11 protein-coding genes are annotated in these 13,950 nt (G+C 54.8%); 8 read left to right on the forward strand and 3 right to left on the reverse strand.

Annotated features, from left to right (window positions below):
* Positions 1 to 43 precede the first annotated feature (43 nt).
* The 3 genes from pflA to HMPREF9081_RS00530 all read right to left on the reverse strand — a co-directional run bounded on the left by pflA (position 44) and on the right by HMPREF9081_RS00530 (position 4,391).
* Positions 44 to 790, reverse strand: coding sequence for a pyruvate formate-lyase-activating protein (gene pflA / locus HMPREF9081_RS00520; protein WP_006304916.1), 747 nt, complete (start codon positions 788 to 790; stop codon positions 44 to 46).
* A gap of 6 nt (positions 791 to 796) precedes the next feature.
* A complete protein-coding gene (gene pflB, locus HMPREF9081_RS00525; protein ID WP_040394150.1) occupies positions 797 to 3,046 on the reverse strand; it encodes a formate C-acetyltransferase in 2,250 nt (749 codons plus the stop codon).
* 187 nt (positions 3,047 to 3,233) lie between these two features.
* Entirely contained in the window at positions 3,234 to 4,391 is a 1,158-nt protein-coding gene (locus HMPREF9081_RS00530) for an MFS transporter (protein WP_006304918.1), read from the reverse strand.
* Positions 4,392 to 4,557: 166 nt separating this feature from the next.
* Here HMPREF9081_RS00530 and HMPREF9081_RS00535 point away from each other — a divergent pair, with 166 nt between their 5' ends.
* The 8 genes from HMPREF9081_RS00535 (at position 4,558) to HMPREF9081_RS00570 (ending at position 13,937) form a co-directional block, all read left to right on the forward strand.
* Entirely contained in the window at positions 4,558 to 5,115 is a 558-nt protein-coding gene (locus HMPREF9081_RS00535; protein ID WP_006304919.1) for a flavodoxin family protein, read from the forward strand.
* A gap of 93 nt (positions 5,116 to 5,208) precedes the next feature.
* Positions 5,209 to 6,639 carry a protein kinase family protein gene (locus HMPREF9081_RS00540; RefSeq protein WP_040394151.1) on the forward strand — a complete coding sequence of 477 codons (1,431 nt, stop codon included), beginning with the start codon at positions 5,209 to 5,211 and terminating at the stop codon, positions 6,637 to 6,639.
* A complete protein-coding gene (locus HMPREF9081_RS00545; protein ID WP_006304921.1) occupies positions 6,630 to 7,478 on the forward strand; it encodes a serine/threonine protein kinase in 849 nt (282 codons plus the stop codon). The genes HMPREF9081_RS00540 and HMPREF9081_RS00545 overlap by 10 nt, the downstream gene beginning before the upstream one ends.
* Complete coding sequence (locus tag HMPREF9081_RS00550; RefSeq protein WP_006304922.1) at positions 7,475 to 10,612, forward strand: DEAD/DEAH box helicase; 3,138 nt, start codon at positions 7,475 to 7,477, stop codon at positions 10,610 to 10,612. Before HMPREF9081_RS00545 ends, HMPREF9081_RS00550 begins: the two co-directional genes overlap by 4 nt.
* Positions 10,599 to 12,026, forward strand: a complete 1,428-nt coding sequence (locus HMPREF9081_RS00555) for a hypothetical protein (RefSeq protein ID WP_006304923.1) — start codon at positions 10,599 to 10,601, stop codon at positions 12,024 to 12,026. The genes HMPREF9081_RS00550 and HMPREF9081_RS00555 overlap by 14 nt, the downstream gene beginning before the upstream one ends.
* A gap of 77 nt (positions 12,027 to 12,103) precedes the next feature.
* On the forward strand, positions 12,104 to 12,466 hold the full coding sequence (locus tag HMPREF9081_RS00560) for a PTS glucitol/sorbitol transporter subunit IIA (protein WP_006304924.1): 363 nt from the start codon (positions 12,104 to 12,106) through the stop codon (positions 12,464 to 12,466).
* Positions 12,467 to 12,606: 140 nt separating this feature from the next.
* Positions 12,607 to 13,008 (forward strand): nitrous oxide-stimulated promoter family protein, encoded by a 402-nt coding sequence (locus HMPREF9081_RS00565; RefSeq protein ID WP_006304925.1) that lies wholly within the window; start codon positions 12,607 to 12,609, stop codon positions 13,006 to 13,008.
* Positions 13,005 to 13,937 (forward strand): asparaginase, encoded by a 933-nt coding sequence (locus tag HMPREF9081_RS00570; protein WP_006304926.1) that lies wholly within the window; start codon positions 13,005 to 13,007, stop codon positions 13,935 to 13,937. Before HMPREF9081_RS00565 ends, HMPREF9081_RS00570 begins: the two co-directional genes overlap by 4 nt.
* Positions 13,938 to 13,950 lie beyond the last annotated feature (13 nt).

Below are 13,950 nucleotides of genomic sequence, written 5' to 3' on the forward strand. Positions count from 1 at the left end.
ATAGCGAACCGATAGGGGCGTTCATGCAACAACCCCTTTTCATTTACCGTAAATATCCCGTATAGTCCCCCACGCGCAGGATCTCCTCCGCGCGGGCGATCTCCTGTGCCGTTGGCGCGGGCGTCTCCCCGAGCCGATACGGCAGGTGCAGATCCTCGTACTTGTGCCGTGCCATTGCGTGATAGGGCAGCACCTCTACGCGGTCAACGGTCTTGAGTAGCGCGATGAACTCCGACAGTCGCCGGAGATCCGCCTCATCCGTCGTCCAGCCCGGTACAAGCACATGACGAATCCACATGCGCTTGCCGCGCTCCGAGAGGAACGCCGCGAGTGTGAGCGTGTTCACGTTGGATGCCCCCACGAGAGCGATATGCTTCACGGGATCGATGTGCTTGAGATCGAGCAGGAACAGATCGGTGAGCGGCAAGAGCTTTTCGAACGCGCTGAAGAACGGTTCCTCATGCGTGAACGGCTCGCCCGCCGTATCGATGGCGGTGTTGACCCCCTTTGCCTTCGCAAGGCGAAAGAGCTCTGTCACGAACTCCAGTTGGAGCAGCGGCTCGCCACCGCTGACCGTGATGCCGCCCGTCTGCTTCCAGTACGGGCGGTAGCGCCACGCCATCCGAAAGATCTCCTCGGGGGTCGCCTCGTAGCCGCCCTCCTGCTCCCATGTCTCCGGATTGTGACAGTACTGACAGCGGTAGCGGCAGCCCTGCACGAAGACGACGAAGCGGATACCGGGACCATCGACCGAGCCGAAGCTCTCCGTCGCGCTGATGCGTCCTTTCATCTTCCTTTACATGTGCGCATGGAAGGTACGCGAGATCACATCCTCCTGCTGCTCGCGCGTCAGGCTGATGAACTTGACGGCGTAGCCCGAAACGCGGATCGTGAAGTTCGCGTATGCGGGATCCTCGGGATGCTCCATGATGTGCTCAAGCGTCTCGCGCCCAAATACGTTGACGTTCAGATGATGTGCACCCTGATCGAAGTAGCCGTCCATCGCACTCACGAGATTCTGCACGCGCTCGTCCTCGTTGTGTCCGATGGAGGAGGGCGTCATGCTCTGCGTGTTCGAGATGCCGTCGAGCGCCCAGTGGTACGGCAGTTTTGCCACGGAGTTGAGCGAGGCGAGCAGCCCGCAGCACTCCGCGCCGTAGCTCGGGTTTGCGCCCGGCGCGAGCGGCGTCCATGCCTTGCGTCCGTCCGGCATCGCACCCGTGTACTTCCCGTAGACAACGTTCGACGTGATCGTGAGGATCGAGGTCGTCGGCTCGGAGTGACGATAGGTGTGACGCGCCTTGATCTTCGAGAGGAAGGTTTTGAGCACCCACTTCGCGATCTCATCCGCGCGGTCATCGTCGTTGCCGTAGCGCGGGAAATCGCCCGTTGTCTCATAGTCCACGACGATGCCGTCCTTGTAGATCGGCTTCACCTTTGCATACTTGATCGCGGACAGCGAGTCAACGACGTGAGAGAAGCCCGCAATGCCTGTCGCGAACGTGCGGCGCACATCCGTGTCGATGAGCGCCATCTCCGCCGCCTCGTAGTAGTACTTGTCGTGCATATACTGGATGATGTTCAGCGCGTTTACGTAGACATGCGCGAGCCAGTCCATCATGCGCTCGTACTTCACGATGACATTGTCGTACTCAAGATACTCCGTGTGGATCGGGCGGTAGGCAGGACCAACCTGCACGCCGCTCTTCTCGTCCACGCCCCCATTGATCGCGTAGAGGAGGCATTTTGCGAGGTTCGCGCGTGCGCCGAAGAACTGCATCTCCTTGCCCGTCTGCGTCGCCGACACGCAGCAGCAGATCGAGTAGTCGTCGCCCCATGCGGGTTTCATCACGTCGTCGTTCTCATACTGGATCGAGCTCGTGCGGATGGAGATGCGCGCCGCATAGTTCTTGAACGTCTCGGGCAGCTTCGACGAGTAGAGAACGGTGAGGTTCGGCTCGGGGGAAGGGCCCATGTTCTCGAGCGTATGGAGGAAGCGGAAATCGTTCTTCGTGACCATGTGGCGGCCGTCCATGCCGATGCCCGCCATCTCAAGCGTCGCCCAGATCGGGTCGCCCGAGAACAGCTCGTTGTAGGACGTGATGCGTGCGAACTTCACCATGCGGAACTTCAGCACGATGTGGTCGATCAGCTCCTGCGCCTCCTCCTCGGAGAGGATACCGCGCGCGAGGTCGCGCTGGATATAGATATCGAGGAATGTCGAGATGCGGCCGACGCTCATCGCCGCACCGTTCTGCGTCTTGATCGCCGCAAGGTAGCCGAAATAGAGCCACTGCACCGCCTCGCGCGCATCCTTCGCGGGTGCGGAGATGTCAAAGCCGTAGAGCTGCGCCATCTCCTTCATGCCCTTCAGCGCGCGGATCTGCTCGGCGACCTCCTCGCGCTGCTGAATGACATCGTTTGTCATGACACCGTCGCCGTAGTTCAGGAGATCCTCCTGCTTGAACGCGATCAGCTGATCAATGCCGTAGAGCGCAACGCGGCGGTAGTCGCCCACGATGCGCCCTCGCCCGTACGTGTCGGGCAGCCCCGTGATGATGTGGCTGCGGCGTGCCGCACGGATCTCCTCTGTATATGCGTCAAAGACCGCCGCATTGTGCGTCTTGTGATACTTGGTAAAGATCTCGTGGAGTTTCGGGCTGACCTTGTAGCCGTAGTTCTCAAGCGCCTCCTCCGCCATGCGGATGCCGCCGTAGGGCATGAACGCCTGCTTCAGGGGCTTGTCCGTCTGAAGCCCGACCACCTTTTCGAGGTCTTTGTGCGCGGGGTCGATGTAGCCCGGACCGTATGCCGTCAGCCCCGAAACGACCTCCGTCTCCATGTCGAGGACGCCGCCCTTCGCGCGCTCCTCCTTCTGCAATTCTTGGACGCGTGCCCACAGACGGTTTGTCGCGTCCGTCGGCGGTGCGAGGAAGGACTCATCGCCGTCGTACTGGGTGTAATTGCGCTGGATGAAGTCGCGAACGTTGACCTCCTCCTGCCAGACGCCCCCTTCAAAACCGTCCCAACTCTTGCTCTGCAGCATATTTTGCCTCCTATTCTTTGATGAAATCTCCATTGAGAATAAATCCCCACTTGTTGCTCTCATAATACTTCAATACAGTTTACATTTCAATAGAAAAGACAAAATAAACGCTATCAATATTTTTCATAGAAATTATAACTCGCGTATATGGTTTTTCGATGCGTGTGCGCCTCTCGCGAACACCGCGTTACCGCTCCGGCTCCTGCGTGATATACGAGAGCAGTGCCGCAAGAGGAAGCGCGCCGACGGAGATAAGCAGCGCGGGCGCGAGTCCGATGTGATCGCCGAGTGCCGCCGTCGCCGCGACACCGAGGCTGCCGAGGCCGAACGACATGCCGAGCATCATGCCCGACGCCATCGCAGCGTTCTCGGGAAGCGCCTGCTGCGCCCAGATGATCGAGCTCGGCTGCGGTGCCATCAGCGCAAAGCCCGCAGCAAAGAGAACAACGCCGCCGATGATATCCGCACTCACATGGGTAAAGTAATAGGCGCAGGGCAGAATGCCGAACAGGAGGGAACTCACAATGATCGCGCGGCCCGTGAACTTGTCCGCGAGATTGCCGCCGACAAGTCCGCCCGTCATGCCGCCCACCATAAAGATCGTGAGGAAGAGTCCCGCTGCACTCGTGTCCTCGCCATTTCCGACGAGGAGCAGCGGCAGGAAGGTGCCGAACGCACCGTGCGTCCAGCAGCGCAGCCCCATCGCGAGGTTCAGCGTAATCGTTGTGCGTGCGAGGAGAACGCGCGCGAGCTTCGGACGTTCCTCTGCCCGATGTTCCGGCAGCGACGAAACACCGCACAATCCCGAACGCACAAAAAGCAGCCCCATAAGGAGTGCGGGCAGAATGAGCAGCGGCAGCGCATCGACCGACAATTTCTCAAGAAACGCGACGAGGACAAGCGGCACGAACGCCATGCCCGCATTGCCGCCCGCGATGAAATAGCTCATCATGCCGTTCCCGCGTCCGTCCGCCGCCGTCCGTCCGACAAGCATCGACGAGAGCGGATGATACGCCGCTGTCGCTGCACCCGTCACGGCAACAAGCAGAAAGAGCAGTACCATATCCCCCGCAAAGCCCACCATGCAGATCGGCACGGCGGCGGCAGGGACGATGTACGGGAGCATGGGGCTGAAGTTCCGCCGATCCATCAGATAGCCGAAGATGGGCTGCAGCATATTCGTCGTCACGGATGCGACCATGACAAGTACGCCGCACATCGTGAGCGACAGTCCGAATTTCAGCATGAGCAGCGGCAGGAGGATCGGCAGGAAATTCGCATAAAAATCCACCATTGCGTGCCCTGTCGAGAGCAGTGCCGTTGCGTGCCGTATCTTGTAGTTCATGATGTACTCCCTTGTTTATACTATGCGTACTCCACTTTAGAAGTTGCTTCGGAGCATCGCACAATAGACTTCTTCCCCCTGTGACCAACATCCTTGCGTACAATCAAAAAATATGATGTAATGTATTGTAACAAACAATAGGAAAATGTAAAGGAGCATTCACAATATGAGAAAATGGGCGGTCATCTACTCATCCACCACAGGCAACACAAAGGCAATCGCCGAGGAGATTGCGGGCACTGCGGGCGCCGACCTCTTCCGCGTGCAGGACGCACCGACGGATCTCTCTGCGTACGACGTTGTCGCACTCGGCTACTGGCTGCGGCGCGGCGGTCCCGACGATCTTATGAAGGCATATCTGCCGAAGGTGACAAATGCGTGTGTGGTGCTCTTCCAGACGCACGGCGCAGATGTCGGCTCGGAGCACGCCGTCACCTCGTTCGCGCGTGCCGCCTACCTGCTCGGAGAGAACATTGAAATTCTCGGTACCTTCTCCGCACAGGGAAAACTCGCCCCCGCCCTCATCGCGCGACGCAAGAAATCCGATCCCGACGACACGCATAACAGCCCCGAGGCACAGGAACGCTGGGTGCGTGCCGCCGAGCACCCAAACGAAGACGACCGCGCCGCCGCACGCGCGTTTGTTGGGAAGATGGAGCACAAGCTCGACCTGCTTGAGAAATTCCGCCGCGCGCAGGAGGAGAAGAAAAACGCGCACGATTAAAGAATTTTATATACCGTTGGAAGGATTTATGCGGCTGGGATGGAATTGTTTCTTCTAGAGTCTGTTTTTCACCATAAGAAGAGGAGGCGCCGTATGAAATCCAACTTTGCATTCTTAGAGAAGCTCAATCCGGAGGCATATCAATGCCTGTACAAAGCAGAGTCACAGGTACGCATTGACTACAACATAGGAAATAACGTGCGCAAAGCATTGGAGGCAATTATATATGAGCTGCTCCGAGAGCGAAAACTGAGCGAAAAGGCAGAGAAAGCTGCGCGGAGCGAATGCAGAAAATGGGACTTGTTCGACAAAATATCCGCCTTGCAAAACACTCAGTTTCTGACCAAAATGGGCTGGCTAAAGCAGGAACAGAAAGTATCACAGCGCCCCTTTCTCCCCCCACTCGGCAAAATCTCGTATATGAAAGAGGATCACACCGCCGATAAAGCGGATGGCTACACCTTTTTGCGCCGGTTCGGCAATCAGGATTCCCATATCAAAAATCCTGCCGATACCGACCCAAAAATACAGGTGCTGTCGGATTATCCACATGCCGTACGCGCACTGAAGGTCATTTACAAGCTGCTGTACCAGATCTACCAAGGGCGCGTGGAAGGGCTTTCCAAGGAATTTCACGAGGAATACATGCCCATTGGCAGCTTCCATGTCGACAAGGCGTATGTACCGAATGATCAGAAATGGTCCGGCTGCAAAACGGAGTTTTTGGCGCATCATGATTCGGATGGGGATGAGCGTAATCGCAGCTATGCCATTTTGCGGCTCTATGAAAAGGATACGGAGCGCCGTGAATTTCTGAAACACAAAATTGATGCCATCCACCGCATAAAAGACCTCACCCCGTATGGGATTCGCGGAATGTCTGAGATCCGTGAAATCTGTCCCATGAACAACCCGAGTCCGTTTTACATCATCGCCTACATCTTCCCTCACGAGCCCATTCCCCTGTCGGATGCGCTGCTGCAGTCCATCACGATGAAAAATCGCTTGCAGATCTGCACGCAGGTATGTTACTGCCTGAAAGAACTGCATGATTTGAATCCGCCGATCTATTACCGTATGCTCTCTTATGACAGCATCTACCTCTGCAATTACAGTCAAGGAGAACAAAAGCGTTGGGCTCCCTATCTGGCGAATTTCGACTTTGCCAAGATCATCGAGAATGATGGCGTTACCGTATTGCCTGAGGCCAATGACAGTCTCACAGAAATTCGGGAGCAGAAACGAAAAAAATATATTCCTCCACAAACCCATCGTTGGGAAACCTACACCGACCGCGAATGGCGCAGTGTGGATGTATATTCACTCGGGATGCTGTTCGCCGATATTCTGTCCGGGAAGATACAGCAGGATTTGGGGGAAGATGTCTTCGAGAAGCTGGAAGAGGACTTGTCGGATGAGTTTCTCTCCTTCATTGAGAAAATGGTATCCGATCGGGCGGAGGATCGCCCGGATACCGAAGATGTGCTTTCTGCTGTCAGGAAAGAGGACGCCGCATGGAACTGATATTTTCGCAGGAACATCGCTACGCGTATACCGATGAGCAAAAGATCGAAACGGGAAATACGATCTATCGGGCGATCGACCGAACGTTCGAGAGAACGGTATGTCTGAAAGTCGTGCACATCGACGGTAAGACAGAACAGGAACGCCGGAAACTGCTCAGCATTGCCAAAAACGAAATATCCATAATGACCAGGCTGGAAAGCGAGACGAATTATATTCCGCGCATCTATACGATACATTACGATGAGGATACACACAATCTCTACATCGTAATGCAATGGATTTACGGAAATACGCTTGAGCGCTTTATGGGAAAAACGCCTCCACAGAAGATCCTGCTCTGGATGGCACAGCTATGCCGCATTCTGGCAGCAATGCAGAGCATAAAGATCACACACAAGGACATCAAACCCGCAAATATCATGATTGCCAAGGATGATCGGGTATATCTGATCGATTTCAATCTCAGTATATCACCGCCGCACCGCATGGAGGGCACAGAGGGGTACCGTGCGCCCGAGATGATGGAGAACTCAAAGACACCGGATCGTGAAAAAGTGGACATTTTTGCCATCGGTGTCATCCTCTATCAGCATTTTGTCGGGAAACGTCCGCAGCGCGGCGATGAGTATGCGCTGAGCAAGCGAAATTACAAGGAGTGGGAGTATTTCATCCCGCCCATAGAAAAAAACCCGAACATCGATAAAAAGATCAATGACATCATCGTCAAGTGCATGGCATGCGATCCCGCACAGCGCTATGCCAACGCTTCTGCCCTATGCAATGCGCTGGATGATGCACGGAAGAGTCTTGGAGGAAAAGGAGGGCGAAGGCGATGAGCACAGACATTCTTCTTCAAGCCGAATCAGATATTGTTACCGTGTCGTGCGGCATTTCTTTCGGGGTTACAAAGACGGCGTACGAGGCACTCAGCAGCAATGGAAAGGACCCGAACGAATTCCTGCAGCGGCTTTCCGGAGCAAAGATCCTGATCTTCACACTGGATTGGGGGCGGCCCAAACTCTTTACGGACAATGGCGTTTTTCAGTGCGCATTCCGGGATACCAAAGGGGAAATCACAGATAACATCACGCTGATCGGCTTTGCCGAAAAGTCCTTCATGGATCAGAACCTCGCCCTGACACGAGGTATTTTAATCTCACCGGAGCGCGGCATTCACGTGGAGTTCACACACACCAATTACGGACGCTCCGCATGGCGGAACGGTGAGGAATATTTTGACGAAGAGAGCAAAAAAGACGCGTCCGCGTTTATGGACAAAGATACGATCACAACAATCGAAAAGCATCTAAAGAAATTCAAAAAGGACATCGAAAAGATCGAAAAGAAAACGGAGCGCCGCCTCGATCTCGCCGCAAGCTATGCAACGATGACCAACAGCCTCGAAAAGGAACGGAAACATCAGGCAGGCCGCCTGTTTTATCGGGATATACAGGCGGTTCATTATGGCCGTTTGGATCGTCAGGCGTACAAGTTCATCACCGATCCGCTTGGGGAGGAAGCAGCAAACGCATACAAGGAGGGTGTACAGGTTCAGGTCAGTGAGCTGGGAGAGAGCAAAACAGCCGAAATATACGAAGCAAACAAGGACGAGGGATGGCTGACCCTCCTGTTCAACCGACAGCTCAATCTATCAAACCTCGAGAAACAGGGCTATTTGGAACTCTCCATATCGGAAGTGTGTATGGATGTCCAGCTCGATGCCGTCGAAAAGCTGCGCAACGGAACAGCAGCGGCAAAATACATCAATCACGTATTCGGAAAAAGAAGTACATTGGGCTTTACGGAGCAGGATCTGTCCTCTTGGGAGCGGCAGCTGCGCGAAGATGCGAAAAGTCCCAAGAACGAAAGCCAGATACAGGCCATCCTAAGCGGCGTTCGTGCAAAGGATATCCTTCTCGTCATGGGACCGCCGGGTACCGGAAAGACCACGGTCATCCTTGAGTGGGTACGCCACTTTGTACGACAGGAGGAAAAACGCGTCCTCATCTCTTCGCAGAACAACAAGGCTGTCGACAACGTGTTGGAGCGCATGACCGGGGAAGACGGCATCAACATCATACGGATCGGTTCTGAGGCGAAGGTGCAGGACAATGTAAAAAGGTATTTATTTGAACGCAAGCTTGAAAACCTGCGCAAGGATATTGAAACATCCGTAACCGCAAATCTCTTTCATCTGAATCGACTGGAAAAAACATGGAGTGATATTATCCATCGCGTGGAGCTCCTTGTGATCGCCTTTGACACACAGACGGAACACGGTATAGCCTTCCGCCGCGAGGCGCCGACCCGCCTTATGGCACCACGGGCGCATTTTTTTCGTGCGCGTGAGAAAGAACGATCCGTCAAGGAGGAAATCGCATATACGGAACAGGAATGCCAACGGCTGAACGAACAAAAAAATGAATATGCGCGCAAAAGCGTCGGATGGGCGACCGTACCGTACTGGCTGGGCAAGCAGTGGATTCGCTTCACACACGCGAGAAAGCAGAGAAAACTGAAACAGCTGAATGAGCTCGGCATCCTGTGTCATGAGGAACACTGCGCCGCGAGGAACAACTACAAAGCAAGCCGCGAGGAATTTCGCAAAGAGATTTTCCTGCCCTATGCCGCATCCCGTGTGATGCGGAGACAGCGGCAGCAGGAGGTGCTGCACGCGTTGGGTGTCCTCGACTTCGGATTCTTTTCGGCGCTCAGAACAGAGGAAGCACGGCAAAGCATTCAATCCCCGGCGCAGGTGAAAAGCTATCGAGAGAGCGCCGCACGGGAGCTGCAGCGGCTAAAAAATGTTCGTGCCCTCGTAAGCGAGTGGAAAGCGGACGGACTTTCACAGCAGAACTACACCTTGAAAAATCTTCTTTTGAAGTCCGTAAACCTTGTCGGCGCCACGTGCATCGGCATCAATTCGCAAAAGCGTTTTGCGGATCTGGACTTCGACGTAACGATCATTGACGAGGCAGGACAGATTCAGCTGCACAACGCATTGGTCCCGATGAGCGTATCCAACAAGCTGATCATGCTGGGAGACCACAAGCAGATCCCACCCATGACAGAGGAAGCCATGCTGACCGCCTGCAAAGCCCACGGAATCGAAACAGAGCTTTTGGAAAAGAGCCTGTTTGAAAAGCTCTACGAGGAGCTGCCGGCAGAGAACAAAATCATGCTCGATACACAGTACCGCATGCCGGCGGAGATTGCAGACACCCTGTCAAAATGGTTTTACGACGGAAAATATCTCTCTTGGGAGGGGAAAAAGGCACTTCCCGGAAAATTGCCCTTCCTGTCTCAAAAGCCCTATATCATCATCGACACCTCTGATGCAGGTGCACAGAGATTCGAAGAGTCAACGGGGAAAAACGGGGCACAGAATGAATACGAGGCAAAAATCATCATCTCCATTCTGAAAGCGATGAGCTGTATTCCGGGCTATCTGGACGATCTCCTGTCCTCCAAAAAAGAAGGTGAGCAGGAGAAGCTGCAGGAGGTCATCGGCATCATCTCCGCGTATAAACGACAAATCCAATACATACGCGAGAAGATCGAAACCGTCTTCGACGATCCCGATGCCCCCAATATGGCAGCAACACTGGACAGTTTTCAGGGACAGGAACGCAAGCTGATTTTTTACAGTTTCACACGCAGTGCAAACAAGGCTCCGCAGCGGCCGCGCATCGGCTTCATGAAGGAACTGCGTCGGCTGAACGTCGCCATGTCAAGGTGCAAGCAGACGCTCGTCCTGATTGGAGACATGGAGTTTCTCTCCTCCTGTATGTATGTGGAACCCGTTGAGGATGAGTCCGATGAGGCGAACGCATACGAATACAGCGAAAAACGCTTCTCCGAGTTCATGCGTCAGCTCTTGCAGGATGTCGATGCCGGCAGCGGAGAACGCATGAGCAGCCATGTGTTTTTCCAAAAGATGAAGGAGTTGGGCGTTCATGTGGAAGAATAACACGAATCCGTATGACGGCAAAAAAATACTGGACTTTGTATTTCACGAAATACTGGAAACCTATCCCGCAATTCGGCCCGAAACGGTCACGTTTGCGGCGATGGTCTTCTATCCGCTGGCATTGATCGAAGTGGAAACGCAGGAAAAAAGCTTCGAGGACTTTGAAAAGATCGAGCTTTTGCTGCTGCGATTCATACAGCAAGGCGCCGGAGAAAAAGAGATCTCTGCACTCATGGGGCTTTCTCTCGACTACATCCGTCCGCTGACACGCCTCCTGCGCGGCTATGGACATATCGACGGGGAAGGACATCTCACCCCGCTGGGAGAGGAAGCCGTACAGGCGGAACACAAGATACAGCTTCAGACGGGCCGACAGAAAGTCCAGCTGGATGTACTGAATCTGGCTCTCCTGCCGTGGAAGCGCCAAGTGGACAATTATGTGCTCTATGAGCGCAGAGAGGCATCGACGTGGAATACAGGCGTGCTCTCCGGCCCCAAGACACTCGATGCAAAGATCATCGAGGAGCGCTTGAAAGAGCAAGGCTATGACGGTGATTTCCTGCAAAAGGCGCGCCATGTGCTCCATACAAACCTCGAGGAGATCACGGACATCAAATGTTTAGAGCTAAAATATGCACGCTCCTGCATGCTCCTATTGGACGGCATAACGGATCCCATCGTCTTCGGGCACCATCGCGTTTCAGATGAGCACGAATTGTATGGAACGAGATCCTATGTGTGGCTCCCCTTCAGCGTCAGTACAGAGGAGCTCCGGCAGCAATACAATTTCCCGTCAGACACACTTGTGTGTGCAGACGGCGCAGAATATATGCACTCCCTCCGTCAGCTCTTTGGGCAGCTCTACAAAGAAGAGAGCACGAAGATTTACGAGGAAAAGAATCAAACGAAACATGAGCGCGGCTCAAGCAAAGAAAAAGAATATGTATTCAAGCAGCATTTTACCAACGCGTACTTCGGCAAAAATGCATTTCGCTACCTGCCGGAAAAAGATATGGTCTCCATCACGTCGTCCGGCATGCGTCCGGATGAATTCTCACACAACCTTTTTGAGGTGTTGTATCGCCTTGGCAGCGGTGACCCCTGCTATATTGCCCACGAGGACGCCTGTGGCATAGTATTGCGCGCCACCGCAGGCGATGACGAAGTTCGCTCGCTGGCAGGATTGATTGCGGATACGGCACACCAACACGGAAAGGGAAAAACGGAGGGCATGCTTCGAAGCTGTTTTCATCAATGCAGACGGAAAAAGGAAGTGTCGCGGCAGGAGGAAAACACGCCTGCCGATCCTCCACACGAAGAAGGCATACGGGAGCCGGAAGAAACGATGGCGGCATCGCTGTCCAAAGCTCTGATTGAGCGGAGAAAACAGGAAGAAACGGCACAGCAAAAATGATCTTTTTGCCCCCTTGCCATCTTACCCATAATAGAGTAAAATAAATATAAAATTAAAGTTGTAAATGGGAGGATTTTATGAAGTACCGCGTTACATTCACCGCCATTGGGGATTTTGCACTGCAGCTGCTTCAGACGCGCGGCAACCTCATCATCTTTGACAAGGACGTTCCCTACTCCTACGAGAACATGGTTGTCTCTCACACGAAAGGTACGCTGAGCGACGATGTCAAGGAAGGTGACACCGTTGTCATCGCCGAGCGCAGCTATAAGGTCACGCACGTCGGCTCGGATGCGAATGCGAATCTGCGTGCACACGGACACGTCACCCTGCACTTTGAGAGCGAAGAATCGAACGAGAAAGTCCAGCCCGGCGAGATTCACCTCATCGGCGCAGACCTCCCGCGCATCATAACGGGCGACACCCTCGAGATTCTGTAATGTATGCAAAAGACTGCTGCATGCGCTGAACGCCGGCGGCAGTCTTTTATTTTGCACAGAAGTGACACATATGCTTGCGGAAAGTATTTCCCCCATAGTATACTATCTATTGAATTGTCAAAAGAGAAAGGAGCCGAGGGATGGATACGGAGAAGAAGCGCTCAATAGAGATCGATGTCATGATGGAGATGATCGACATCTACTGCCGTGGGCAGGGGCACGCCAATCGCACAGATCTGCAGGATGACACGCCCGCACTCTGCCCCGACTGCCGCCGTCTCCTCGACTACGCGCGCAAACGCATCATCCGCTGCCCGCGCATGGCGGTCAAGTCCTTTTGTTCGGCATGCCCCGTCCACTGCTACACCACCGATATGCGGGAACAGATCCGCATCGTTATGCGCTACAGCGGACCTCGGATGCTCCTCCATCGCCCTCTCATGACTTTGCAGCACATCTGGATCGATCTCGCGGCACGCAGACGTGAAAAAAAACTTGCAAAACGGTCGCAGCACAATCAAAATAAAGGATACCTCTCATGAAGAAGATTCTCCTCCTCGCGACGGGCGGCACGATTGCCTCACGGGAAACAGCGCACGGTCTGCGCCCCGCCCTCTCCGGCGAAGATATGCGCACCGCCATCGGTGCCGCGGACGCCGCCATCGAAGTCATCGACCTTCTCTCGCTCGACTCCACAAACATCGCGCCCTCCCACTGGCAGATGATCGCGCGCAGAGTCGCCGATGTACGCACGGACTACGACGGCTTTATCATCACCCACGGCACCGATACGATGGCATATACCGCCGCCGCACTCTACTATATGCTTGAAAATATCGACCGCCCCGTTGTCATCACAGGCGCACAGCGTCCACTCGGCAGGGACGGCTCGGATGCGGAGCAAAACCTGCGTCTCGCGTATGAGGCGGCGTGCAGCGGCTTCGCGGGCGTGTGCGTCGCCTTCGGTGGGCGGTTCATCCACGGCAACGCTGCGAAGAAAATGTATTCGCTTGCAGATGATGCCTTTCGCAGCATCGGGCGCGCAGAGGTTGACCTCTCTGCCCCATCTGCGCCATCCGCGCCCTTTCGTCTGCATGACGCCCTCGATGAGCGCGTCGCCGTCATCCGCCTCTATCCCGGCATGAAGCCCATCACCATTGATGCACACATCGCATCGGGCTATCGCGGCATCATCCTCGAGGGCTACGGGTGCGGCAGTGTCCCCGGCGACGATGCGGAGGAAAGTTTTCTGCCCTCGCTTGACCGCGCACGGACACGCGCCTGCACCGTTGTCCTCACAACACAGTGCATCTATGACGGTGCGGATCTCTCGCACTACGAGGTAGGCGTACGTGCGGCACAGCTCGGCGCCCTCGCGGGCGGCAGCCTCCCCATCGAGGCACTCTACGCGCGCCTGATGCAGAGGCTTGCAGAGACGCCCGAGGGAGAAACGGTGAAATCACTCAAATAAAAAGGAATACATC

It is taken from the genome of Centipeda periodontii DSM 2778, from assembly GCF_000213975.1.
Taxonomy (GTDB): domain Bacteria; phylum Bacillota; class Negativicutes; order Selenomonadales; family Selenomonadaceae; genus Centipeda; species Centipeda periodontii.

What these genes read in the sequence shown, in the direction of transcription:
- pflA (WP_006304916.1), bottom strand. Translation starts at nt 790, where the DNA reads ATGAAAGGACGCATCAGCGCGACGGAGAGCTTCGGCTCGGTCGATGGT.
- pflB (WP_040394150.1), bottom strand. Translation starts at nt 3,046, where the DNA reads ATGCTGCAGAGCAAGAGTTGGGACGGTTTTGAAGGGGGCGTCTGGCAG.
- HMPREF9081_RS00530 (WP_006304918.1), bottom strand. Translation starts at nt 4,391, where the DNA reads ATGAACTACAAGATACGGCACGCAACGGCACTGCTCTCGACAGGGCAC.
- HMPREF9081_RS00535 (WP_006304919.1), top strand. Translation starts at nt 4,558, where the DNA reads ATGAGAAAATGGGCGGTCATCTACTCATCCACCACAGGCAACACAAAG.
- HMPREF9081_RS00540 (WP_040394151.1), top strand. Translation starts at nt 5,209, where the DNA reads ATGAAATCCAACTTTGCATTCTTAGAGAAGCTCAATCCGGAGGCATAT.
- HMPREF9081_RS00545 (WP_006304921.1), top strand. Translation starts at nt 6,630, where the DNA reads ATGGAACTGATATTTTCGCAGGAACATCGCTACGCGTATACCGATGAG.
- HMPREF9081_RS00550 (WP_006304922.1), top strand. Translation starts at nt 7,475, where the DNA reads ATGAGCACAGACATTCTTCTTCAAGCCGAATCAGATATTGTTACCGTG.
- HMPREF9081_RS00555 (WP_006304923.1), top strand. Translation starts at nt 10,599, where the DNA reads ATGTGGAAGAATAACACGAATCCGTATGACGGCAAAAAAATACTGGAC.
- HMPREF9081_RS00560 (WP_006304924.1), top strand. Translation starts at nt 12,104, where the DNA reads ATGAAGTACCGCGTTACATTCACCGCCATTGGGGATTTTGCACTGCAG.
- HMPREF9081_RS00565 (WP_006304925.1), top strand. Translation starts at nt 12,607, where the DNA reads ATGGATACGGAGAAGAAGCGCTCAATAGAGATCGATGTCATGATGGAG.
- HMPREF9081_RS00570 (WP_006304926.1), top strand. Translation starts at nt 13,005, where the DNA reads ATGAAGAAGATTCTCCTCCTCGCGACGGGCGGCACGATTGCCTCACGG.